This window comes from Pedobacter planticolens (assembly GCF_014172375.1).
In the GTDB taxonomy this organism is placed as follows: Bacteria; Bacteroidota; Bacteroidia; order Sphingobacteriales; family Sphingobacteriaceae; genus Pedobacter; species Pedobacter planticolens.
Window position 1 is genome coordinate 142,850 of the sequence record NZ_WNXD01000001.1, and the last position, 24,802, is coordinate 167,651.

25 protein-coding genes are annotated in these 24,802 nt (G+C 40.6%); 18 read left to right on the forward strand and 7 right to left on the reverse strand.

What is annotated here, in order from left to right; genetic code table 11:
- Positions 1-13: 13 nt before the first annotated feature.
- The 11 genes from GM921_RS00580 (at position 14) to GM921_RS00630 (ending at position 7,737) form a co-directional block, all read left to right on the forward strand.
- Positions 14-652 (forward strand): hypothetical protein, encoded by a 639-nt coding sequence (locus tag GM921_RS00580; RefSeq protein ID WP_182920668.1) that lies wholly within the window; start codon positions 14-16, stop codon positions 650-652.
- The gene (locus GM921_RS00585) at positions 639-1,262 is read left to right on the forward strand and encodes a TerB family tellurite resistance protein (protein ID WP_182920669.1); all 624 of its coding nucleotides are present in this window, start codon (positions 639-641) and stop codon (positions 1,260-1,262) included. Before GM921_RS00580 ends, GM921_RS00585 begins: the two co-directional genes overlap by 14 nt.
- A gap of 17 nt (positions 1,263-1,279) precedes the next feature.
- Complete coding sequence (gene traJ, locus GM921_RS00590) at positions 1,280-2,479, forward strand: conjugative transposon protein TraJ (protein ID WP_182920670.1); 1,200 nt, start codon at positions 1,280-1,282, stop codon at positions 2,477-2,479.
- A gap of 29 nt (positions 2,480-2,508) precedes the next feature.
- Positions 2,509-3,120: a conjugative transposon protein TraK gene (traK, locus tag GM921_RS00595; protein WP_182920671.1), complete on the forward strand. Its 612-nt coding sequence runs from the start codon at positions 2,509-2,511 to the stop codon at positions 3,118-3,120.
- Between the two features lie 3 nt (positions 3,121-3,123).
- Positions 3,124-3,348 carry a hypothetical protein gene (locus GM921_RS00600; RefSeq protein ID WP_182920672.1) on the forward strand — a complete coding sequence of 75 codons (225 nt, stop codon included), beginning with the start codon at positions 3,124-3,126 and terminating at the stop codon, positions 3,346-3,348.
- Positions 3,349-3,374: 26 nt separating this feature from the next.
- Positions 3,375-4,418 (forward strand): conjugative transposon protein TraM, encoded by a 1,044-nt coding sequence (gene traM / locus GM921_RS00605; protein WP_182920673.1) that lies wholly within the window; start codon positions 3,375-3,377, stop codon positions 4,416-4,418.
- Entirely contained in the window at positions 4,419-4,637 is a 219-nt protein-coding gene (locus tag GM921_RS00610) for a hypothetical protein (RefSeq protein WP_182920674.1), read from the forward strand. It begins immediately after the preceding gene.
- A 208-nt stretch (positions 4,638-4,845) separates the two neighbouring features.
- On the forward strand, positions 4,846-5,043 hold the full coding sequence (locus tag GM921_RS00615; protein ID WP_182920675.1) for a hypothetical protein: 198 nt from the start codon (positions 4,846-4,848) through the stop codon (positions 5,041-5,043).
- Between the two features lie 18 nt (positions 5,044-5,061).
- Complete coding sequence (locus GM921_RS00620; protein WP_182920676.1) at positions 5,062-6,072, forward strand: hypothetical protein; 1,011 nt, start codon at positions 5,062-5,064, stop codon at positions 6,070-6,072.
- 119 nt (positions 6,073-6,191) lie between these two features.
- Positions 6,192-6,566, forward strand: coding sequence for a hypothetical protein (locus GM921_RS00625; protein ID WP_182920677.1), 375 nt, complete (start codon positions 6,192-6,194; stop codon positions 6,564-6,566).
- A 28-nt stretch (positions 6,567-6,594) separates the two neighbouring features.
- A complete protein-coding gene (locus GM921_RS00630) occupies positions 6,595-7,737 on the forward strand; it encodes a hypothetical protein (protein ID WP_182920678.1) in 1,143 nt (380 codons plus the stop codon).
- Between the two features lie 18 nt (positions 7,738-7,755).
- On the opposite strand, the gene GM921_RS00635 is transcribed toward GM921_RS00630, so the two are convergent.
- From GM921_RS00635 to GM921_RS00645, 3 genes are all read right to left on the reverse strand, one after another.
- Positions 7,756-8,634 carry a hypothetical protein gene (locus GM921_RS00635; protein ID WP_182920679.1) on the reverse strand — a complete coding sequence of 293 codons (879 nt, stop codon included), beginning with the start codon at positions 8,632-8,634 and terminating at the stop codon, positions 7,756-7,758.
- Positions 8,635-8,890: 256 nt separating this feature from the next.
- Positions 8,891-10,801, reverse strand: coding sequence for a hypothetical protein (locus tag GM921_RS00640; protein ID WP_182920680.1), 1,911 nt, complete (start codon positions 10,799-10,801; stop codon positions 8,891-8,893).
- An 8-nt stretch (positions 10,802-10,809) separates the two neighbouring features.
- Positions 10,810-11,484: a hypothetical protein gene (locus tag GM921_RS00645; protein ID WP_182920681.1), complete on the reverse strand. Its 675-nt coding sequence runs from the start codon at positions 11,482-11,484 to the stop codon at positions 10,810-10,812.
- A 350-nt stretch (positions 11,485-11,834) separates the two neighbouring features.
- Between GM921_RS00645 and GM921_RS00650 the strand changes: the two genes are divergently transcribed.
- Together GM921_RS00650 and GM921_RS00655 are read left to right on the forward strand one after the other, a co-directional pair.
- Positions 11,835-12,548: a hypothetical protein gene (locus GM921_RS00650; protein WP_182920682.1), complete on the forward strand. Its 714-nt coding sequence runs from the start codon at positions 11,835-11,837 to the stop codon at positions 12,546-12,548.
- Positions 12,549-12,570: 22 nt separating this feature from the next.
- Entirely contained in the window at positions 12,571-12,762 is a 192-nt protein-coding gene (locus GM921_RS00655) for a hypothetical protein (RefSeq protein ID WP_182920683.1), read from the forward strand.
- A gap of 14 nt (positions 12,763-12,776) precedes the next feature.
- Here GM921_RS00655 and GM921_RS00660 read toward each other — a convergent pair whose 3' ends face one another.
- The 3 genes from GM921_RS00660 to GM921_RS00670 are packed head-to-tail and all read right to left on the reverse strand — an operon-like array spanning position 12,777 to position 16,776.
- Positions 12,777-13,832 (reverse strand): hypothetical protein, encoded by a 1,056-nt coding sequence (locus GM921_RS00660; protein ID WP_182920684.1) that lies wholly within the window; start codon positions 13,830-13,832, stop codon positions 12,777-12,779.
- On the reverse strand, positions 13,816-16,485 hold the full coding sequence (locus tag GM921_RS00665; protein ID WP_182920685.1) for an AAA family ATPase: 2,670 nt from the start codon (positions 16,483-16,485) through the stop codon (positions 13,816-13,818). Before GM921_RS00665 ends, GM921_RS00660 begins: the two co-directional genes overlap by 17 nt.
- Positions 16,486-16,539: 54 nt before the next feature.
- Positions 16,540-16,776 (reverse strand): transposase, encoded by a 237-nt coding sequence (locus GM921_RS00670; protein WP_182920686.1) that lies wholly within the window; start codon positions 16,774-16,776, stop codon positions 16,540-16,542.
- Between the two features lie 346 nt (positions 16,777-17,122).
- Between GM921_RS00670 and GM921_RS00675 the strand changes: the two genes are divergently transcribed.
- From GM921_RS00675 to GM921_RS00685, 3 genes are all read left to right on the forward strand, one after another.
- On the forward strand, positions 17,123-17,587 hold the full coding sequence (locus GM921_RS00675) for a JAB domain-containing protein (protein WP_182920687.1): 465 nt from the start codon (positions 17,123-17,125) through the stop codon (positions 17,585-17,587).
- Between the two features lie 5 nt (positions 17,588-17,592).
- Positions 17,593-17,799, forward strand: coding sequence for a hypothetical protein (locus GM921_RS00680; protein WP_182920688.1), 207 nt, complete (start codon positions 17,593-17,595; stop codon positions 17,797-17,799).
- Positions 17,800-17,909: 110 nt separating this feature from the next.
- Complete coding sequence (locus GM921_RS00685; protein ID WP_182920689.1) at positions 17,910-19,208, forward strand: hypothetical protein; 1,299 nt, start codon at positions 17,910-17,912, stop codon at positions 19,206-19,208.
- A gap of 79 nt (positions 19,209-19,287) precedes the next feature.
- Here GM921_RS00685 and GM921_RS00690 read toward each other — a convergent pair whose 3' ends face one another.
- Positions 19,288-22,185: a hypothetical protein gene (locus GM921_RS00690; RefSeq protein WP_182920690.1), complete on the reverse strand. Its 2,898-nt coding sequence runs from the start codon at positions 22,183-22,185 to the stop codon at positions 19,288-19,290.
- A 356-nt stretch (positions 22,186-22,541) separates the two neighbouring features.
- Here GM921_RS00690 and GM921_RS00695 point away from each other — a divergent pair, with 356 nt between their 5' ends.
- Together GM921_RS00695 and GM921_RS00700 are read left to right on the forward strand one after the other, a co-directional pair.
- Positions 22,542-23,228 (forward strand): hypothetical protein, encoded by a 687-nt coding sequence (locus GM921_RS00695; RefSeq protein WP_235969754.1) that lies wholly within the window; start codon positions 22,542-22,544, stop codon positions 23,226-23,228.
- Between the two features lie 248 nt (positions 23,229-23,476).
- Entirely contained in the window at positions 23,477-24,532 is a 1,056-nt protein-coding gene (locus GM921_RS00700) for a DUF932 domain-containing protein (protein ID WP_182920691.1), read from the forward strand.
- Positions 24,533-24,802: the final 270 nt, after the last annotated feature.

Consider the following 24,802-nt stretch of genomic DNA (forward strand, 5'->3'; position numbering starts at 1 on the left):
TAATAAAAACAAAATGAAAAAGATTACAAAAATAGTGGCTGTGCTAGTGCTGTTAATGGGACTGTTTGTCCAGAGCCATGCGCAGACCTATGCGGAGTTTTTTAGGCAGAAAAGAACACAGGAAAAATACCTGTTGAAACAACTGGCCTATCTGAAACTGTATGCGGGCTACCTTAAAAAGGGCTACGATGTGGTGTCGGACGGGTTGGGTACGATCAAGGGGTTTACCTCTGGAGAGTTCGGATTGCACGAGGCATTTTTCGGCTCGCTTGCGCTGGTGAATCCGCTGATCAAAAATGATTATAGGGTCGTAGAGATTGCCTCGATGCAGGGGAAGATTTCGAAGGCTTTTGCTGCGATACTTCGCCTAGAATTGGGACAAGAGAATTTGGCTTATATCCGTTCGGTACGTGATGGGGTATTTTCAGAATGTAACACCGATTTGGATGAACTGCTACTCGTGATTTCGGCTTCGGAGCTGGAAATCAGTGATCAGGAGCGGCTTTCCAGACTTGCAAAGGTGCATGGCTCAATGTCTGAAAAGTTGGAATTTGTTTCGGGGCTTTATGTGGAAGTGCAGTCTATTGCCGAGGCGATCCGAGTTAATAAATCTGAAATTATAAACGTGAGGAGGCTGTATGAAAAAAATTAGATTGATACTGGTGGTGATGTTCTTGGGACTGGGCGCAAATTTCTGCTTTGGCCAATCTTCTGAGGCTACGCAGCTGCTGTTGAACGTAGAAAAGCTATCCCAGCTGAAGAATATTCTGACCGATATGAAAAAGGGATATACCATTGTTTCTAACGGTTACCGTTCGGTAAAAAATATTGCAGAAGGAAATTTTTCCCTGCACGAGGTGTTTTTGGATGGATTGATGCTAGTCTCGCCAGAGGTGAAAAAATATGCAAGGGTGGCAGATATCATTTCTTATCAGAAAAATATTGTTTCAGAGTACAAGCGGGCATTAAAGGGTTTTCGTGCAGCTGATGTGTTTTCAGCGGATGAGCTGTCCTATGTGAGTTTGGTGTATGAGAACCTTTTTGATCAGAGCTTGCAGAATTTGGAGGATCTGACAATGGTGATTACTTCTTCTAAACTGCGCATGAGCGATGATGAAAGGCTTCGGGCAATCGATCGGATATTTATCGATACCCAGGATAAACTGATGTTCCTGCGGAACTTCAATTCAGAGGCGAATATGCTTTTGCTCCAGAAGAAAAAGCAGAAAAAGGAAATTTCCCAGCTCAAGAACCTTTACTGATTTTAAATTAGAAAATTATGGATAGAAAGTTTTTTTTAAGCGCCGTTCTGGTGCTGATGGGGATGGTGTTGCCGCTAGTTTCCTTTGGGCAGGGTGTTTCCGAGTCACTTCGGGGAATGCAGCCCGTTTTGGACAAGGTGTATTCGGAGATGATGCCGCTATGTGCCCGTTTGATTGATGTAGGTCGGGGGCTTGCAGGATTTGGTGCGCTTTGGTATATCGGCTCTCGGGTTTGGAAACAGATTGCCCAGGCCGAGGCGATTGATTTTTACCCCTTACTTCGTCCGTTTGCCTTGGGGCTTGCAATACTGATGTTTCCTATGGTCATTAGTTTGATGAACGGGGTTTTGCAGCCTACGGTTTCGGCAACTGGCGCTATGGTAAAGGATTCCAATAAGGCGATCGAAAGGTTATTGGCGGAAAAGGAAGCGGCACTAAAAAAGACCAAAAAATGGCAGGTCTATGTGGGGGAATCGGGCGATGGTGACAGGGAGAAATGGTATAAGTACCGACATCCAAAAGACCCCAATGGTGATGATGAAGGGTTTTTGGACGGGATGGCCAATGACCTCAGTTTCTACATGGAAAAGCAGCAGTATAACTTTGAGAACTCGATCAAAAAGTGGATGAGCCAGGTGCTGGAAGTGCTGTATGCGGCAGCTGCCTTGTGCATCAATGTGGTGCGAACTTTTATGCTGATCGTGATGGCGATTCTAGGACCTCTGGTTTTCGGCTTTGCTGTGTTTGATGGGTTCCAGCAGACCCTGACGGTGTGGATCGCTAGGTATGTGAACATATTTCTCTGGCTTCCCATTGCCAATATCTTTGGGAGCATCTTGGGAAAGATCCAGGAAAATATGTTGCGTTTGGATATTTCGCAGATCGATGCCGCTGGAGATACCTTTTTCTCCTCGACCGATATTGCTTATCTGATTTTTTTGCTAATTGGAGTTGTTGGTTATACCTGTGTACCCTCTGTTGCGAACTATGTAGTCCATGCTGGAGGGGGAAATACGGTGGTGCAGAAAGTGAATTCGATCATTTCTGGGAGTTCTTCTGCTGGGATGCGAGGCGCTTCGGCAGGTGCGGGTATGGCGGCCGATGGCCTTGGTGATTTGGCAAGAAAGGTGAGCCAAGGGTATGCCGCCCAGAGTACGGGCGATTATTTCCCAGATGGCGGAAGTGCTCACCAGCGCGATAAGCTCTCGGGCAAGTAAAAATTAGGCCTTAATTAAAATTCAAAAAGATGTTTACACAATTTAAAAATATTGATACCGCCTTTAAGCACATCAAGACGTTTTCGCTTTTTCTGATCATTGCCTGCATACTGGTATCGGGATTTGCGATCTACAAGAGCTTTGATATGGTAAGCACCAATAATGCCAAGGTATATATTTTGGCTAATGGTAAGGCCATCGAGGCATTTTCGGCAGAGCGGAAAGATAATATTGGGGTAGAAATCCGTGACCATGTGAAGATGTTCCATCACTGGTTTTTTACGCTCGACCCTGATGAAAAGGTAATTCAGCGCAATATGCTTTTGGCGCTGAATCTGGCCGATCAGAGTGCAAAGAAAAGCTATGATAACCTGAAGGAACAAGGGTATTTCACCAATCTGATTTCTGCCAATATCTCCCAGGAGATTGCGGTTGATTCGGTAGAACTTAATCTGGATGTCTATCCCTATTACTTCAAGTGTTTTGCAACCCAGCAACTGGTCCGCTCTACTTCGACTGTTGTTCGTCGGTTGGTCACGCAAGGGTATTTGCGCAACGTGTCGCGTTCTGACAATAATCCGCATGGGTTTCTGATCCAGCGCTGGGAAACTTTGGAAAATTCGGATGTGATACAGCCTTAAGCTATGGGATGGTTCAAGAGAAAGGTAAGTGAAGACAATGGTGCTTCGCTTGAAATGGTGGCTGAGCGGATTGCTGGAAAAATACTTAACTGGCAAACTGTGTTTTCAGCAAAGCTGAATGCCAAGGCCAAAAAATATAATCAGAAAACGATACTTCTGTTTATGGCAGGCTTGGGGCTTTTGTTCGCGAGCTACTGCCTATGGCTGATGACCAGCCTATTTAGATAATCGATTATTTACACAAATTAATTTTTATGGAAACAATTAAAAAAACAAGGGACAAAAGGAAAATCCTTTTGGTGCTGCCGCTGATGCTTTTGCCCTTTATGGCGCTGGCATTCTATGCGTTGGGTGGCGGTCGAGGTGAGGTGATCGATCCTTCACTTGCTAGCAAGGGGATCAATACCGCTCTTCCGGATCCGAATTTTAAGGCGGACGAACCAGTTGATAAAATGGGGTTTTATGCCAAGGCCGGAAAGGATACTTCAGCTGAAAATAGTGTTTCAGGGATTGCGGGCAAACTGGGTTTTGGTGCTGAGGATGAAAAGACCTCGGAGATCAATGCCAAGCTGGCAGCGTTGAATAAGGAAATTAATTCGTCTGTTGCTCCTGTTGTGGAACCGAAGGCAAAGATTAATTCGGGTGGTGGTAATGCCTCGATTTCTGGAGATGTCGACCGATTGGAACAGATGATGAAATCCATGCAAGAGGGCAAACAGAAAGACCCTGAAATGGAGCAAATGAATTTGGTACTGGAAAAGATACTCGATATTCAGAACCCAGTTCGGGCGCAGCAAAAAGTTTTGGGCAGGATCTATTCTGGGCAGGATCTGGAAAAATTTTCTGCCATTACTGCGGTAATTGATGGGAATCAGAAGGTGGTGCAGGGTGCTTCTGTAAAATTGCGCTTGACCGATTCGGTGATGCTTTCTGGGGTAATGATCCCAAAGGGGCACTTGCTTTTTGGTCTGTGCAAGATTACCAATCAAAGGTTGCTGTTGGACATCAAGAATGTGCGGTTGGGAAGCCAGATTATTCCTGTTGACCTTTCGGTGTATTCGCTGGACGGGATGCCTGGTATTGATGCGCCCGATGCGGTTTTTCGTGATGCAGCTGGAATGGGTGCGGCGGATGGGATTTCGGGTGTTTCGGTCTACGGCATGGAGGGCGTTGGTGGGGAACTGGCTGGTGCTGGGATCGATGCTGCAAAGTCGCTTTTGTCGAGAAAAGTGCGAGTGGTTAAGGTCAAACTAAAAGCTAATCTTCCTGTATTACTTCGGGTAAACAGGCAACTGTAAATGGAAAAGCTACGCAGGCAATTGGCAGACATTGGGCTTTCGGATGAAAATTTACGGGAAAAGGTAAACTCTTTTTTTGCCGATGGTGAGCCTTTGGTACTTGAACGTACCATTGGAGAAGTTAATGTCAGGTTCGACTTGGAAATCCAATTTACTGAAAATGATGATTTAGAACTGCTAGGCTATGAACTATGGAGACCTAGATCAGTAGATACCTGAACATTTCAACTATGGTACACCTACCCAGCCCATCGAAGAACTGCTGAAGGTGATTGACGTTCCGCCCATACTACCGCAGGATTTTATGTTGCGAAGGGATGAGAATGAGGCGTTCGATCAGTTAGGCAATGTATTCCAGGAGTTCAACCATCGTGAGTTTTTCCTACTGGGAGGCGATGATGATTTGGAATTCAAGAAGATCAACCAGATGCAGAATATGCTTTTAGTGAAATATGGTGCTGGCAATGGCATGGAAGATTACCTATTAAAGATTGATAAGAACTACTGGAAGAAAAAGTTTTATGAAACATTTTCTTTTCCACCAACACTGCATGTAGGTGCGGTAATTAACAGAATTAATAACACGGGAAGGCTTCAGTACTTAAGTGAGCTGTCAAAAGTCTAGCCCGAAAACAAATTGATTATGAACTTGAATAATTTAGAGAACCTCCGTGAGGAGATGGCAAACTTGGGCTTTAAAAAAGAGCTCATCGAGCAGATGGAAGAGAAGATGAAGGCGAACGTGGCTGATTTTAAATTGTATGATTCGGTCGAGGCCACTAGAGGGCGTGTTGATATGACCCTGTTCTTCAAGCAGTCGGGCCAGTCAGATTATTATTACCTCAATAAGTTTGAGGTGTGCCACGAAAAGGGGCAGAAAATTCCTGAAGGACAGAAGATCATGGTGTTGACCCATACCGAGGGAGCGGATAAGGGAATGACCAAGGTTTTTGTGCATGTATCTGAGGCGATTGCCTTTTTCAATGGGCAAAAGGAACAGTTCAAGGACCAGAAGGGGATCAGCCATCTGGTGGTTGGCAAGGATGCAAGTTCTGCGGTGAAGCTGGCAACGATGGAAGATGGCAAGGTCAACTATGTGCAGAAAGAGTTTGGGCAGACCTACCGTACCTCTTCGATCAACCAGACGATCTATGTAGAGAAGGGAAAGGGCTTTTCGGCCGAGCAGGCGGTTAACCTGATCCAGGGAAGAGCGGTTTACCGTGATGACATGGTTTCCCAGGCTGGCCAGCAGTATAAGGCTTGGATAAAATTGGATTTTGATGTGCCAAAGGACAGGTTTGGGAATTTCCTGATTAACCAGTACACCGATCCTGCCTATGGGTTTGATCTTTCTAAGGTGCTGGACAAGTTTGAGATAAAGGAACTTTCGGATCCGGCCAAGCGTGAGCTTTTGGAGGGTAGTATCAGAAATGGCAACAGGGCGGTGGTTACCCTTGAAAAAAATGGTGCACCTGTGAAACTGGAACTTGAAGCTGTTCCACGTTACAGCCAGGTCAACCTTTATACAAAGGAAGGTAGGCCAGAAAAGCGTGAGCAGTTCTTAAAGCAGCCTGACATGAAGCAGGAATATGCGCAGAGCAGGGAAAAGTCACAGGCCAAGAATAAAAAGCAAGGGCAGGGATTGGGAGTTTAGATTGTTATAAGTTAGTTTGGAGGGCTGCCAGTTGGTGGCCCTTTTTTGTTAATATCAATTATCATTTCTAATAACTAAAGTCACCAGATTATATTAGCTTTAATCAAAAATTACAAATTATGGCTCTCAAAATCACAAATGTTGAAAATGGCAATACGCCAAAAACCGAAAAGGTTAGGATCACTGCCACTAAAGATGTTAATACAAAAGGTTATGCTTTAGTGGATAAAACATTCGATCAAAATGGGAAGCTTTCCAACGAATTTCGACATATCTATATCTTTCCCGCATTAGATATCAAAAAAGGCGAAGAAATTATATTATGTACAGCGGAAGGTACTGATGAAAAAAGGAAATATGGGAATTCTGACAGCTTGTATCAAGCATTGTACTGGGGTTCTGATCACTGCATCTGGAATGCTGACGGAGACCAGGCAACACTAATCGAATATGCAGTTGTGAACTCTTTTAAAGTAATTCCCAAGAAAAAATAGGTGCTAACTGATTTAACATAGTATTATTATGAAACTAGATTTCGGTTTTACCATATATTTTCTAGACCCACCACCCTTAAGTGAGATAGAAACTTTTTTTGTTCAGGTTCACGGTAAATTGGGAATTCATCAACGACACTTTCAGACAACCATTAACTTGTACCAAAAGGAAGTTGATGCTGAATTGCAAAAACAAAAGGATGAGCTAGGTTCCACTATGGCCACGGCCAACGCCGAGTATAAAAAGGCTTATGATGAACTAAAGGCTGATGAATATGAAAAACATATTTATGCAATTCGCGAATCGGGAATTGATGAAATTGAACACCATTTTGCAACGCTAGACGAGCAGACAAAGCTGGAATATATTGAAATGGCAGACCATTACAATAAATCCTCGGCTGCAACTTTATATGCGCTTTTGGAAAGCGAACTCAGAAGATTTTGTGGTCAAGCAATGAAACATTTTAAACTTACATTTCCTGTAGAGAGATTTGAAAAATCAGATTACCTATACTCTATGATGGAGTACTTAAAACTTGTCGCAATAATAGATACTTCAAAAGCTGACACGTTTTTGCCAAAACTGCAACAGTTGCAGTTTTTAAGAAACAAGATTATGCATAATGGTGCAGAATTTGATAATGAAGCGAACGAAAAGCTGGATAATTTAGTGGATCAAAACAAAGGAGTGTTGTTTTTTGACGAATTACCAGAAGAAAACATTCGTATCCTACGTGTGAAGTCCAATTTCGTGATTCCCTATTATGAGATCATAAATGACTTTTTCATATCACTGTTTTCAGCCCTTAATCAAAAGCTTAACTTTTCATTTTTAGCAGATAGAGTAAAATTTATATTCGGGTTTCTATCTAAAGCGGTTACAGTATCACTCGAGAATGAAAAAGAGGTCAAAAACGGTAAGCAATATGTTTTTGATGTCAAGTCGGACCATAAAGACAATGAATTTGAGTTCAAATTGAAATTAACCATCGCTACTTCAGCCACCGATGGGGTCAGCATTACCAACCAGTTAGATCCGATAAAAGACATGGAAAGATGGGTCCAACAAATTACCCAGAACAATGCAATCCTACGGCAAGCTTTTGTGGGTTTTCTCAATCCAAAATCAAAACACCAAATTGACTTGATGTTATACCCTCCGAGTTAATATGGCTACAAATAATGATTAAAATTTCAGCCCCTTTTTATGGATGCTTTCAATTTTAACAACATTGTCAAATTCACATTTGGTACAATGCTCGATCAGTTCATCCTCTTTTTTACTGTGATAGACTTCTATACCCATGCTCCCACATTCCGGACAGCGTGGGTCGTGGTCAAAGCCTAGATACTTCATGAAAAGATTTTCAAATATAGAAACCGTGGTAGCAGCCATTATAATGCATATTTTCACATCGGGAAAGTTTTTATGGGAAGAGTGGACAATTTCCGAAGCATAGCTCCAAGCCATATCCGTCATTTTTCTTGCATGGTTCCTTAATGTTGCATTTTTTTGATCGGGGGCATATTCCTCGATAAATGCGTAGGCAATTCCCTTGAAGTCAGCTTTCTTAAGCTCTTTTTCAGCTACGATGACTGGATTTCTTTTGGTCAGTTCGTTTCCCAGTGCGATCAGCGCCTCTCTACAGGTAAGCCCAATGGCTTGCATCTCTTCCGGCTCCATTCCGATGTGTACCTTATCTGCTGCAAGGGTAAGTTTTCTTCTGATCTCGTGTACCTGTTCCAGATCCAAAGGTATTTCGTCCAGAATGCCTTTTGACATATTATGATCTTTTTCCAACCTTTGTGTGATGCCTAGATGAAATGAGTAAACTTCATCGACTGAAAAATAAAAAGCATCTTGTGGATAAAGATTCATTGGGGCATATCTTCCCTCGGCAACCCACCATGCGCCCTTTTCAGTTTTTACATTCCAGATATTGATTATTTTGTCAAAATCATCAAAGGTTTGTTCCAGCTGCAGGTGAAGTACTTTCCTGATTTTGTTCATTCTCAGGTACCGCTTGATATCCTTTTCTATCAGTTTAAATTCTTGGGGCGTCATTTTAAATCCTTTTTAAATGTAATAATTTATGGTTTAGCTGTCTAATTTATCCCTGGTATAATGAACTCGTTGGAACTAACAGGGTAAACATATACATCTAGATGCTCTTTCAAGTCCATCGTATCAAGATGCTATTGGGAATATAGGCGACCCTTTTCATCAAAATCCAGGTCAGGTCTAACAGATAGGATAAGGTCCTGGTTCTTGTCGATTTTTGCGGATAAAAGAATCTCGCTCGGCAAGTAACTCATTTTATCTAACTTTTCGACTTGAACAATGGCTTTTGTACTCCAGGTATGCCCATCGTTTTTTTAGCATAATACTCCTCGATGCGATCTGAATATTTCAGCATTTGCAAATGATCGCCGTCTTTTTGCGACCCAAGTGGGAAATTGCCCTCCATAAAGAAACCGAGTACATCCAGCTCATCAGAGAACTCGATATCGTCACGATCGTAGAGTTTAGTGCGATTATCCAGATATTCTTTAAATTTCTCCTCATTTGGCATCAGGTCAGCGAACACCATCAAGTCATATAGTGATACAATCCATGACCATTTATATTCCTCGCTGAAGATACCGGCTTCAACAAGATATTTCAAATTCGCGCTAATGGAGGCAAGATGTTCAAAGGTGACAGTAATTTTGTGGAATGAAGTTATTTTAGTTTTGTCAATTGCTAACGTTTTCCTTGTTCCAGAATCAGCATAGGTAAAATGTGGGTTTTCCGTTGAATTTATATAGTTGATTGCTCTTTGGCACTGGTAGGAGCCAGCAGTAACGGTTTGTTCCAGCCTATCTTTTAGCCCTTTCAATGCTCCACGACGATGTTTGTCGTTCAATATGCCAGCCTTAACTTCTATAATATAAGCTGATTCTTTGCTAATCCCTATTATATCAAGTTCTGTTTTTTTTGCCTTGCCGTTGTCGATAAATTCGTAATCTAATGAATGATAGAAGTTGGCAGTGGGTAGTAGTTTTTCAAAAAGGGATTTTACCTTTCTTTCAACATAATTGTCTTTGGAATCTTTATTGGTATTTCCCTGGAACTCGTGTTCAAAATAGACTTCGCTACCTTTTCGGATCAGCTCTTCGGTGATCCGGAAAATGTTCCTAAAACCCAGATTTAATGAGAGATGATAGAATTTGTCATTTTCTTTGACCAAAGGTTGATATTTGATGAGCGTATCGTTAAGGATAAACGCCTTGAACTTTGCAGGTTCCAGAAAAATATTATTCTGTCCGAAATCAGTGGAGATAGCTTCGAAGATAATTTTCTCGCTCGGGGTATTTGGAATTACCCAGTAGATTATCTGATAGCTTGAAATGTCATCTAGAGATCTTGCAATAACATGGTCTGGACTGTCCGGACTATAAAGATCTGGATTAGCCTCGGTAAACTGTCTTATAAAATGTTTGCCAGTAGCTACCATTTCTTCATGGATCTTATCTTGTCCTTTTTGTTCCATCCACTCGGTCATCCTTTGGTGCGAAAACCCTGCACCAAAAGCAGATCCGATTTTAGAGAATACGAGCGTATCAAGCTTCAATATAACCTGCAATAGCTCCGACGCATCAAAGCCATGTATCTTTTTGATGAAATCGTTGTGTGGGGCGAAAAGTTCATTGAATACTTCAATAATATGGATCTGATAGCCGCTTCCACGTACATGAATACTCTCGGTAACAATTTGCGTGCGCAACCAATGGTCAGCATCGCTGCCATCACCTACGTTTTCTGCCGAAATTTCATAAATTGCCATATTCTGTTTGATTATAGCTAATTGTTCGTAAACGGCATCTATATCTTGTTGTGTGGGAATTTTTCCTTTGTTTTGATTTACACTACTAGTGGCAATGCTCATCGCGTACTCCAGCAAAAGTTCGACCTGATCATCTGGCTGAAGATATTCTTCTTTGGGTATATCACCTTTGTCTTCTCCCTGATAGGTTTCCAAAAACTGATTATGCAGTGTCGGTGTGGCCCTTATGAGCTTAGTGGCGAGTCCACCTAAAATGTAGATCTTATCATGCTTGTTGATCATGTCCATCACTTTTTCTATTTCTTCCTTAATCCAGCCGAGGTACCGATCCCTATCTTTCCTGATTTCTTGGAACGCATATTTCCAGTTTTCCCTAATTTCCTCTGGTATGTTCTCTGTGTGCATATTTTTTTTTATAAGGTGTTAGCAAGGTTTATCTTATCATTAACATTATTAAAATACTCGGTATAACCCAATAAGTTAGGATCGATCCACCCGATTACATCATGAACATCACTAAGTATTTGCGTTGCGGCTGAAAAATCTACTGAATTGCCTCTAAAACAAATTGGTTCGTTATGGTATATCCTATTTCGGAATTCTCTAATGTTCTTCAATTTCGTGGCTATAGCTGATCTATTCGTTGCCGCTGACTTGTTGGGGAATGCGGCCATTATCGACCCGTGCAATAAAATGTAATGATGGTTGTCAAAAAGTGCTGTCCAAAAGCCTAGGGTCTGCTCTGAAATAATTTTTCCAGAGGTAATAGGTTGGGGACGGATCTTACTCTCCGCTTTGAGGACACAGCCTCTGAGAAAATATCTAGATGGGGCAAGGCTGAGGTGGCTCATGAAAAGTGGTTTTTGATTGATAATCCAGTCGTGATCGTTGAAATGTAAGGCCAACTGATTATTGAGCGCGTTGCGAAGGAAGATTTCAAACAAGTTCATTACCGGGTAGAAGGCCTGCGCTACACGAAGATTGATCTTATAGAGTTTCTGCGCCTTAGATTTTGAATTTCCGCATGCTCGTAGGAAGCGATTAAGTCTTGGCTGAGAAACGTATAATTCGAGTTGAGCGTATTTCACAAAAAATTTTGGTTTGATTAAAAATTTACCTTAACTTTGACTTGTTATGCTTAGTCAAGCCTCCTCTTGTTCGCAAGAGCGTAACTAAGTAAAAGCCTTAGCCCTGGTCGTGTCCGGGGCTTATTTGTTTAAAGTGCTTTTCAATAGGCGATCTCAAGTAACAAAAATACTAATTTCTTTAATGGATGACAAGGTTGGACGAGCTTAAACCCAATAGGATATGGAGATTACCAAATGCGCCATTTGTGGCTATGAACTGAAACCGGGAGAAGTAAGCCCGATACTTGGCACCACTATAGAATACGAAACCATCCTTCGTTGGAAAAGTAAAGATTGGCCTGCCAACTTATATGGAGCTTATCAAAGGCGCTTACGAACGCTACCTTATTGCTGGTATTTGCAAGCAAAGGACCTTGGACGGAAAGGCCCCAATACTGATCGACCACCAGTTCATTACCGAAAACTATAAGAATGAAAATCCTCCAATAGAGTTTGAGGAGAAATGTTTTGCCCTGCTTAAAAACCTATATCATATGGGCGGTAAAATCAATAAGGATCTGGAGCTTAATTCTACACGGGATTTTGCATTGGGATATGCTGATGCGGAAGAATTCTGCCGCATAGTTGAACAGTTGGAGGATGACTATTCTATTACCATAAGGAAAACACATAGAATGGCAAGGGGCAATGGTTCAAAAGTGTACATTGGTGTTAAAATGACGTCCTCAGGAAAGGAAAAAGCAGCCAAGGTATTGTCGAAAATGCCTATGGTCGGTCTGGTGAGCCAAGAAATTACTACCGGTGATTTGGAAACAGACCAGAAAATAAATCATGCGAGGGGATTTTTCTTTGCCAAACCGCAAAACATGGATAAGATGAGATCAGCATGCGAAACATTGAGCTATGTGTTAGAACCTTTAAGAGACGATCTAACGGATGTATTTTCCTCGAAAGATGTTGCGGATTTTTTCCAGTTGGTGAATAGGTTCGATATACGACATAATAAAGATACTTTTTGTGGTGGACGTGCAGGGGGCAACGGGAGATTTTACGGTTTTCAATGATGATTTTGAAACGGTGGGCTATATGAATATGCGTGATACCAGTCAGCCGCGAACCGAGCCTGATTATGGTGATGACCGTCCCTTTCCGAACTTTAACGACAATTCACTTTGGGAAGCTTCCAATATGGAGCTGGGTTATGTGCTAAAGGAAATCGTAGAGCAGATCGCGGAGCAACTTGATGAGGGTGAAGATCCTAACTTGGAACAAGGGTAGCAACTAGATTAAGCTTAAATAATATTACTGCAAAGATTTCCATCTTCATCGATGAGATTGATGTCTCTTGAAATATCCTGAATGAATTTTGACATTGGTCTTTTGAACACATCATTTTCATTCACATATGTGCCTATGATTAATCTGGATAGCATACCTTGGTCAGGAAAGAGGTTGTTGAAATTATTAATAAGGGTTTCGTTGTATTCCTTTGTGTAGACTTGTTGTTTATGAATAAGCTCCACTATGATATCTTTTTGCGTATCATATATCTTGCTTATGCTAAACATGTCGTCATAGGTCTTTGCTTTCTTATCATTTTCTTCATTGGGGTCTATGTGGTTGAATACCAGTTTAATGTGGGCTGGATTTTTATCCGCCCAATAATTTATCACAGAGTCATTGGAAAGAGCAAATTTGAATAAGGTGAATTGCGGGCCAGTGTGATACAGAAAAAAATCCGAGGATTTGTTGCTTTTGGCCTTATTGCATGAGCCGCAAACTGGATATAGATTATAGAATGACGTACAGAGGAAGGGATATTTGGATTTTGGATACTTATGATCAAGTTCTAATTTTCCCGTCCATTCTATTATGTCCCCTGCGAGGATACCTTCGTCAGGGTTATCATGAGCAGCCACTGCTTTTTCGATTGTTAGAGTCAACTGCGAATGACAATATATGCAGGTCTTAATCTTCAGTGGATTTAATATCTTTAAAAATTCCCTATCTCTTAAGGCTTCATACCTCATGGCTTCAACAATAGCTTCCCAGAATTTTTCTGTGATTTGTTCAGCAGACATTAGCTTGTCGAATTGTTTGATTAAAATAGCGATTTCATCTTGATCAGCGCTCAATATTTGTTGATAATTCCTTCTTATTTTTTGAAGGTACAAAATCGGTTTGCCTCCTAGAGGCGCATACAGACCTGGCTTACTCGCAATTTTTTTTTCAAGCATTTTTAGTTTAAAAGCCGGCATTTGAAAATTTGATTGCCTATCCTTAAACAGTAGTTTGTTAAAGTCAACAACTTTTTGCTTTAGTTCTTGCGTATTATTTATCTGTCTCACCTCTTAAGAATTTAAGTTTTAGTTCCAATTCTTCAATCAACTGTTCTTTGCCGATTTCTTCTTTAAATTTAGCACCGTGCATATCAAGCAGCCTTTGTTTGATCAAGGGTTCACCAATAAGATTGATAACTTTCAGCGACCGCTCCTTGGACCAGTCTTCTGATTTCTCTACCGAATCTGGGCTAAGGTAGTTTGCTAACTCGACGATAATTTTTTTAACATGGTTACCCATAAATCCCTCCATAAAAAAACTATTTGCAAGTAAGTCGTGGATATTTGAGCCAAACGTTTTAATGTCAGTGTCAGCTTTTCCTAAAAATAAGATATTCGGATTTGGTATATCAGATAGTATGAATGGGGAATGCGTAATAATCAGGATGTTTAAGGCAGCTATTCGGTCTAGGTTGATCCTAGAAATGTAACTTAAAAGATGGTTGATAAAATCTTGTTGCATTTCGGGGTGGAAATAAAGTTCAATTTCATCAAAAATGATATTGATGTATCGGTAATTGACAAATTCTTCTTTCACGCTCACAGAATTGAGATTGTAAAGGTGATAGACAACAGAACTTATGGCATATATGCGTTGCTTTTCTCCAGAGCTTAAGTGGTCTAATTTGCTCCCGTCATCTAAATTTATTGATACTTGCAAGAATGTGGGCGGTATTAAATGAATAGTTTCCAGTTTTTGCTCATCAGAGTTGGAAAGTATTGACTCAATATCAAAGGAGAGTTTATCGATTGGAACCTTTGCTGCTTCGAAATCTGGAGCTTGGGTTAAATGTTTTCGAATATGATCAAACTTGATGAAATTTATTGCTTGTCTGAGCTTGTATGTAATATGGCTATAATCATCGAATAGGCGATTTATAAACTCAATATATCCCGAGAACTTGTTAGTTTTCGTATCGAAATAGGTCCAAGTAGGGTAGGTTCTTGCAATACTTATCAGTTTTTTTAAGATGTACCAAAATGCATAATCTGTGACGGTATTCCGCTGAGTAATATCTTTAGGGATCAGTGAAGAATCAAGCCCAAATTTTGTACAGACCTTCGTCAAAACCCGCATAAAATATTTGGAAGTCACGTCAAAACCAATCGCTTTGGTTCCTGATGTATCTTTGATAGCAATTCTGTACAGGTTCGAAAACTTGCCTTTATCAAGAGCGAGTGTTAAGTTGTCTGCACTTGCTTTTTGAGTGAGTTTTCGCAGGTTCATCTCTTGGGTATTTTCGGGTTCAGGTAAAAGAAGGTTTGTCATCAAGCGCTGCTTAGTTAAACCCTCTTCAATATTCACATTGATATTGCCCTCTTCTCTATAAGGATTAATGGTTAATGGTAACTGATATCCATCATTTTTTTTGAAAAGAGGCTTAATCCAAGTTCCAATATGCCTACTATTTAGTCCGTAAAATGAATAGTTAATTGCAATTGTAAAGAAGAACTGACTTAGGTCGAATTTATTTGTTTCAATTTTCTTAGGTTTAGCAAAAAGGTTATCTTCAGATTCATAACGATAAATAAAAACCTCGCTTTCGATATATTTAATACAGTAGAGGAAATCTGCTATATAGTATAGTTCAAAATCGAACTCCGGTATGTGTTCTAGATCAGTCTGTAAATTAGAATGAGTTTTTGACAATAGATTAATTGCGATATAAATTAGTTCTGTTATCGTACTTTTTCCCTGACCATTTTTTCCTACAATGGCTGAGATGTTTATAGGTAGATTTTTTAGCGAATAGATATGTGCCTCTAGAGTTGGGTCATAGGTAATATTTTCAAAATCTTCAATGTTGAATGCATTATAAAAACAATAAGACTTATCGAATTCAAGTACCTTTTTCAAGTTTTTATTTAACCCTTGTAACGGTTTAATTCCAATTACTCGGAAGTTTCCAATGTTGCTTGACGGTAATTTCTCGTCATTAATGTCGCTATGATCTCCAGGGGTTTCAGAAGGACTATTGACCAACTGATAGGCTATTGTTGCAGTTTCAAGGTATGGTTGATCATGGTCTACTAATAGTTTAATATATTCAGCGTATCCTTTTGGTGCGACTTCAATACGCCCTGTCTGTATGAGGAAGCCCACTGTATTTTTGTCCAAGGGCAAAAAGTTATTGGAATCAATCCAAAACAGAAAAATTGTAAAGGATACAATATCGATTCCTCTAATGTATTGAAGTCTTTCAAACACAGCCTCTTCGAGAAATGAAGGGCCAAGTTTCAGTGAATGCTCAAAGATCCACCATATTGTTTCCTGGTTTTGTTTACTGCGTATAGACATCAAGTTGATGCTTATAGGGGTGGGGCAGCCGCTAAAATCGATATCCCTAAAAGTTTTGTCAAGTAAAATACGACACAAGGTATTTACCCGTAATAGCCTATTTTCTCTTTTCGACATAGACGCGTTCAAACTTGCAAACAATACCAACGGGTCTATAAGTTGTACTTTGATGGACGAATATTTAGCGAACCATTGATTGCTACTTAAAAACTTTGCATCTCTTACTAAGACGCTATGAAGATGAGAGCCTGCTTTTTTACCGTAGTCAGTCCTGATTTTGGCCAAGGCCAAGGCAAGTTCGTGGTACACGATATTCCATCTTACCGTTGAAGTTGATGCATTGCCAGTTTTTAAGGGTGCCATTTTGAGATTGTTAATTTAGGATGCAAGTTAACAAATTTGAATTCTCTAATTGACTTAAGAATATTTCAAATGCATATTTGTTAACTTTGTTAAAACGATAGGCTGATGTGCGCTAAGACCTGCAACATCCATCATAATCTTGCCGCCGTTGAATTGTGGATTATTACGCCATTTACTCAAGCGTGATGCTGTAATATCAAGTTCGTAGGCTGCATCTTTTACCGAACCTTTCAATTTCGATAGCTCTACAGCCATCTTTTTGAATTCATCATCAAATACCCTGTGTTTCATATCAATCAAATTTAAAATTACTTCTTTAAATCTGCTATATAAATGCCTCTACTCAAAGGTAGCAACTCCAGTAGCAACTCCAGCATTCTTTGGGCTTTTGGAAGGGATGGAAAGATGATTTTCTATGTCACAGAAAAACCCGTTTGGCCTTTTGGGGCGCGAATTTCTGAACCATCCTTTTTCCGTCAAGGCCATGCCCTAGCGGGTTTGCTGAAAAAATCTTCCCTTCTGGCTTCGCCAGCGAGGTTTTTTTTCGCAAAGCCTTGTCTTGAAAAATGATGGTGTCAAGGTGAGGGGGCTTAACAAAAAGCCAGGAGGCTCGAGCCGACTGATAAAAACTAAAGCCATGAAAAAAACAACATTTCCATTAAGCAGGGTTGCAGAAATCAAGATTAGCTACTCCCCAAAATTTAAGGCCTGTGAGCGTGCAAAGGTCTGCACCTCGCAGGAAGTTTATCAGATCCTTTTACAGAATTGGGATTTTGGACTTTTGCAGCTACAGGAGCAGTTTAAGATCATATTGCTTAATCGCAATAATGCGGTCTTGGGGATTTGCGAGATTTCAAGGGGCGGTATGTCGGATTGTCTGGTAGATGCAAAACTGATTTTTTCGGTTGCGCTGAAAGCTGGCGCGAGTGCCATCGTTTTGGCGCACAACCACCCCAGCGGAAACCTAGTCGCCTCGTCTGCGGATCTGCAAATGACCAAAAAAATCTGTGAGGGGGGAATGCTGCTAGACATTACGGTTTTTGACCATTTGATTATTTCGGGGCATGGCTATCTGTCCTTGGCTGATGAACAGTTAATGTAAAGCTTATGAAAAGGGAAACACTTGTAGTAATCGTGAAACTGGTATTGGATACCAGTTTACCATCGACCGAGGAAACGGCGTTAGAGCTTCGGAAAAAGCTGAAAATGAAAATGATGGAATCCGAGGGCGTCAAGGTCTTGGAGTCAGAATTGATTGGATGCGTTGCGCCTGATTTGCCACAAGGTTCAGCAGGTAGCGAACTGGTCAATTAGCTTTTAATTGCCAAGGAGAAAGGGTTTAGTAGGCCCTTTTTTTGTTTCGACTCAAGTGTCTGTTAAGTGATGTTTAGATGAAGGATTAATTATTATAGTTATTTTCGCATATGAGATATACTCAGCACCTAAAAATTGACCCACTATCGGCTACAGACTTGGCAGAATCACTGTTGGAGGTGGAGAAACAGGCAGCCGAAAATTTTTCAACAATGGAGAACGGTGATGTGTTGATCGCTCAAGTTATCTCCCTGTTCCATCAGGCTTTTCAGATAGATAATAAAAATTTCGTCAATGAGATGTTCTTTGAAAGCCAGCGTGCCATTCGGGCAACTCAGAAACATCAGCTCTACATTTTTGCCCAATGGGATAGGCTAAAATCCAATGCTGGGGGAGAGTTTTACCAAGTTGAATTGGTCAATTTGTACAGGAACATTGTCTCTGACATGTTTGATCCTTACCTTTCCATCGTAGTGGGTAGCCTTAAAATGATTGATGGAAATTTTAAGTCTTTTTTGGAAGCAAATCTCTCCTCGGCCGAGTTTAGCAAATTCCAATATGCCTCTAAAAAACTATCGCAAACAAAATTGCTAAGCGGCTACTTTCCCATTATCAGAAATGCGGTGTCTCACGCAGGAACTGATAGCATTGATTATCTTCCCGAGGGAATAGTTTTTAAAAAGATTGAAAGGGGTAGCGATCCCAGTATAAGCGATTTTTTGAGGTTGACCGAAGCTGAGCTCGTTGTCCATATCCAGTCGCTGATAGATTTTACAACTGCCATCGACGTATCGATGAACATTTTTGGTCTTGACATCATTGGATTTATAAAAGAACAAAGAGACGTGAGTTTTCAATTTGCCGAAAAACTTGCATCAGTTGAAGCCTTTGAGTTATGGCGGAAGAACTGCGACGATTTTTACCTCCCGATATGGTCTGATCACAATCTTGACGAGAAGGCAAAGCAGGAATATTTTGCCATGGTTTTTGCGCAGGAGTGCAATAATAGAGGGCTTCCTGCTAAGCAGCTAGTATTTAAGGAAAACCGTTTGCTGTTAATTGAAGTTTCCGCCCGTAAAATTGATCTACACGATCATCAACAGTTGGTAGAAAGAATTGTTGAGCTAATCAGGTATTGTTTACTGGCCGAGCCACTTTTTTATCCCCGGGTAGACTCCTTTGTAGTGGACGAGCTTGCCGAGGAAGGAAAGAATTCCCATCAGGTTTGGCTAAAAGCGGGTGATCTAAGGGACTATAGTATACGCAAGGCGAATATATATGACCTGTTACACGATGGTAACTTTTATCGGAATAAGATGAACCTTAATATCAATGTAGACTTTGAAAAATTGAAAGAGCTTAACATTAAATCTTTTGACGTTGTAAGAAAGGGCAGGCAACGTGGCTGACAAATCTTCAGGCAACTTACCAGAAGCGGCAATCCCTTATCCCTGCTAATTTGAAAGGCCCTAGTTCAATCCATGCAGATCATGTCTTTGCGAAATACCCAAAATAGATCTCGGCTAGTTTTTTATCAAAACTTTTCCTAAGGTTATCTTCCAATGATAGGGCAATCAGTTGATTTCCTTTCAAACGTTCATGAACGAATTTGTTGCATGCGAGCAGCCAGTTAGGCTCAAAGCTTTCATAGTCAAAGTTGAGTGGGTTTCTCAGCCAGCTTTCAAATGGGGACAAGGTATCCAACACCTCAAACTCTGGTAACCCAAAATCCAAGTTTAGAATGTAGGGGATCATAAGGAAGTTGATGTGTACCGTGTGTGTAAATTTCGCATTGCCATTTTCCATACCAGTATATCCAATTACCTTAAACTTGTTCACCTCGTTGGCCAACCTAAAAAGATAGTCTTTTCGGTCATGTGGGATGATCTTTTGCTTGAGTAAATGTTCATAAAAATCTTCATTGAAATTGTTATCCAATTGCCGCTCGAATTCCAAGGTTAATAACCGTTGGTTTTCCAAGCTGGATATTTTCCAGATTGCTGCCAATGGCAGCAGATCAGCTATGCCTTCATTGTGACAACTTAATATTGCAGCCCTTACGGTATGTTCATCCGTGAGCAAAAAGCCCGGGTGAAATTTTTCCATGGCCTGGCAAATATCATTAATCAAGGTTTTATACTTGTTGCCTTTAGGATATCGGTGAGGACCAATAGAGGATTTTAACAGGTCATAAAGCTGTTTTTCGTTAAGAATATCAACTGAAGTAATCAGTTTGCCCAATTGTTGAACGTCCCACCACCGAAGATCATCATCCACAGCAATAAATCTCACTATAGGTTCGGATAAAGGTAAAAACTCCTCCCTTGACGGTTCGATATGCGACAATAAAGTGCATAAATTATTAAACATATCATTGAATTTGTCGTGGAACCTCCAGTTGTGGAGCTGTCGAGCGATAAGCTCATTCTTTGAGAGGTTTCCAAATATTCCGACATTAACATACGATGAGAAGAAAGCCTCCGCTTTTTTCAGGAAAATATGTTTTTGTTCCCGCTCCATTGGTATCCTTCCCATCCTGGCCAACAACTCCTTTACCCTGGAATTGGAGGCGTAAATGACAGCCTCGGTCAAGTAGAACTCCCTTATGATTGAAAGTCCCGCGCCTATGGTCTGAGCGCTTGTTAGCATAGCCTCAAAAACCAGTTCGACGTATTCCCGGTAACTACTGAAAACATCTCGGACGAGATAATTCTGTTGAAAGTGCCCATAAACCTTAAGGTATTCATCATGGATCAATTCGGGGTAGTTAGGCCCCGACATTTCGCCTCCCCTTTCATAGAGGGATTTCATCTCCTTTATTTGCTGCAGGGTTTCCCTGCAATTGTGAATCGCATCCTTAAATAGCTTGTCATCTTTTATGTCCACCAGAAGCTTTCTGACCTCTTTATCAACATAAATATCAATTTCGTTATTGATCAACCTATCTAGGTCTATATTATACAATTCCTTGCGTATCTTCTTGCCATCTCCCTCGTCGTAGAAAAGGTTATAATGGTACAACAGATTGAACTTCGCGGCAAAGTGTAGAAGAATGTGCTTATCGACCCCTTTGGTATCATGTTCTATGTCCTTGAGGATTTTATATGACCTTTTGTGATTATCGGTAGAGATAAGATAATGTCCGTAAGCTAGTTCAAGTGGATTGTAATCTTCCTGAGCCTCAATTTTCTCAACCTTGCCTATGAGTTTCCTGAAATCAAGGGACCTGTAATTGCAAGAAAGACAATCGCAATCAGTAACGCTTTTTGGTTTGATTTTAAGTATCGCTCCATTACCAGCGTTTATAGGTACAGGGTGGCGATAGGAAAAGCCAATGGTGTGTTTTTTTTCCTCCTTGGTTGTTTCTAGGCTTTTCAATGCAGAAATGGCATATATCTGTGACCGATATAGTTTTTCAAAAATGAAATCCAATTTCTTTCGGTATTCGATTACCTGCTCGCTTATTAAGGCTTTCTCATATTCGGGCTCGATTTGCAACTCACCTTGAACATACTTGAGGTTTCGGATTAATTCAAAAATCTGGAAGTTCAGGGTGAAGAGTTTGCCCGATGGACTATAATGCCACACATAATTATCCAAAACATTGAAGGGCCGTAAATTGGCTATCAGTCTTGGGCTGACAAAGTTCATTTCCTCGAAGCGTTTAAGGCTCAAATGGAGCTCGTCGATGATATGTGCATTTGTGATTTCCCTGGGCAAGGATTTTTGGTGTATGACAAGCAACTTTTCGGTTGTTGATTCCAATTGGTTGTCTAGCCTGTCTCGATGGAACAGATATAATAGTTCCTTAAGTTTTTCTTCATGCAAAAGCTCGGTCAACAGGTAACGCTGATAGCGACTTTGGTCATTGGCGCGGTAGAATCGTATCTCCCTAAGATTGGTCACCACTACCCACTTGCATTTGCCCTCCATCTTTGTGGAGTATAAAAAGGCTTGATCGACAGGAGATATCCCAGTTTTCCGAAGCTGTTTGTCATCTAGTAACGCAGAAGAATTTTTGACTTCTATAACTATCCTAACTTCACTTTTAATCCTATCCTCACTGATGTAGAATGTTCCTAAAGCTCCATCGGGTTTGGTCTGTCCGACCTTTGATCTTTGTTCTTCCTGAAAAAGCCATTTTCCAGTGTTTTTATAATTGAAGCCAAGCAGTTGGCCGAATATTTCAAGTAAAAACCTTGATTTAATGCTTTCCTCTTTCATCAAATCCAATTTTCCCGACTCATCGGTGTCAGCCCAGTTCGAGATTATTTCCCTGTTCTTTTTGATCCCACTAACAGTAGATAAGTCGAAATTTAAAAGGTAGCCGGAAAGGAATTCAGCGCTGAACAGCGGTTTGTAACCTTTTGTTTTTTTATCTGCCATCAAGCCAATTTACTTCATTCACATGGTTGTCGCTGGATAAAATTATCCACAAAAGTTCAATGTCAAAGGAATTTGATTAACACCAAGCATGATTACTGGAGCTTAAAACATTATGATAACAGTATTACTGAAATGATTTCTAATACATCCAACCTTTTTGAGTAGCAAATTTCTGAACAATTGATTTTCCGAAAAGACCGAGCCCCCAAGGGGTTTGCTGAAAAAATCTTCCCTGTCCAGCTGTGCTGGACGAGGTTTTTTTTCGCAAAGTCTTGTCTTGAAAATCAATTGTATCAAGGTGAGGGGCTTAACAAAAAGCCAGGAGGCGCTAGCCGACTGACCTAAATATTTAAGCCATGATAACAGTAAAAGACAGAAGCCCACCAAGAAAAAGCAGTTCGCAAAAATTGAACGCCCAAATTAAAAACCCAACGCCCATAGGGCAATTAATCAAATTTCATTACCCCAAATTTTTAAAAACAGAAATTATGAACACAATTAAATTAAATGGAAAAGCAAATGGCAACGGAGCAAATGCCGCAGCGACAGCAGTACAAACGCCACAGGCTAAAAGTAGAGCTTTGCAAAATAGCACGGCTTTTGAGGATAAAAAAGACGATGCAAAAAAAATAGATGTTGCCCCGACTGCTAACGGGCTAAGCTCGGCGCAGCCACAGATCGAGGCACCGAAAGCCGATTCGCCAAAGACAGAGGAAAAACCAGTAGCATCAGAAAAACCTGCCTTGAATTTGGAAGGCACTTTAAAGCTTGTTGAAGAGTTGCACAAAAGAAAGGTTCACCGTGACAACCTGTTGAATACCATTAAGACCCTTGATGATTTTAAGGTAATGGTTCAAGAGGATGATTCAGAGGATATCGAGTCTACCCACTTTCAAGGTTGTAAACTCACCATTGAGGACGATGACAGAAATTCATTCACCACTAAAAACCCATTTATCATTAAGGCAGTTGCCGAGTTTGTCAACAAACTTTGCACTAGCAAATTGTCAGAGATTGAAGCCAACTTGGTGATCCCTGCCTAAAATCTTTGCCCTTTGCGCATAATAGCGCAAGGGGCTATCTATTCACTAAAAATCTATTGTTATGAAAAAGTATCACACCCTTTATCTAATGGTTAGGGTAATGGCAGAGACCGAACTAACTACTGTTTCCGATGCAGTCCATGAGGTGGAAACCCATTCTAAATTTCTCTTGCCAGACACGCCAAAAGTTAAAATCTTGGAAACCGAAATCTTATTGACCCGAGTTAGGAACATAAATAATATCAATCATGGCACACAATCTTAATTATAACGAAACTACGCAGAAACACAGTTTTTTTAGCGTGAAGGAAAAGGCTTGGCACAACCTTGGGCAAATTATCTCGGATTACCCGACAAGCGCCGAAGCTATCAAACATGCGCAGCTAGATTACTTGGTAGAGAAACGCCCTTTATTTACCTATGATTCTGAAAACCAAAACGGACAGACCGATTTAATCATTCCAGAGGTTGAAGTAAATGATTTTTACGCTACAGTAAGAACGGATACCGACCAAGTTTTGGGCGTAGTTGGCAAAGATTACCATGTGGTGCAAAACATTGATGCCTTCACGTTTTTTGATTCGATTGTTGGCGGAAAAGATGGGATTCTTTATGAAACCGCTGGCGCACTGGGTAAGGGCGAAAAGATTTTTATTACCGCCAAGTTGCCCGATTATATCCGTGTTGGAAGAAATGATTTGATAGAGCAGTATCTATTTTTGACCACCTCGCACGATGGATACGGAAGTATTACGGCAGCATTTACCCCTGTTCGCATCGTTTGCCAAAATACGCTGAATGCGGCAATGCGCAGTAAATCAAATTGCATCAAGATCCGCCACACCTCGAGCGCAACCGACAGGCTCAAACAGGCGCACGAACTACTGGGCATTACCAATCTCTTAGCATCAGAAATGGAAGAATTATTTAACAGCTGGGCAAAAATCCGCATTACAGATTCCGAAGTTAAAAAATTGGTGCAAATGGCAATGGCTCCCAATAAGGAAACCTTGCAAAGCCTACAAAGTAACAGGTATGAGCAGCTGTCCAGCATTTATAATAATTCGATAAGTGCGGTTTTAGACTATGCAGGTTCGCACGAATCCCAGCAGGATTATACCACAAAAGGCACTTTGTATGGGGCATATAATGCGGTTAATGGTTATTTTCAGAACGTGCGGAATTATAAGGATGAGGAAAGCAAATTTAAATCCATTATGTACGGCACGGCCTTACAGCGAAACCAAACCGCCTTTGATTTATGCCAACGCTTTGCCAAAAGTGGCTTAAAGGCTTTTAATTAAACCCTAATAATAAAATTGGAAACGTCTATAGAGATAGAGGCGTTTTTTTGCGGCCTTTAAGTGCTTGAAAAGTGATTATAGAAGTCTTTATTTGAGTTGGGAAAGGCTTTTATCAATAGCAACATTTATTTCATCTATGAGAAAGCTTTATTCAATTTTTATTAAAAGCTTCCTGAGTTTAGCGGAATTCGATATGTGTGGAAGTATTTGTTAATTTAACAATACAATAACGTATTATTGGGAATTGAGGAATTTTTTAAATGGGGTGAA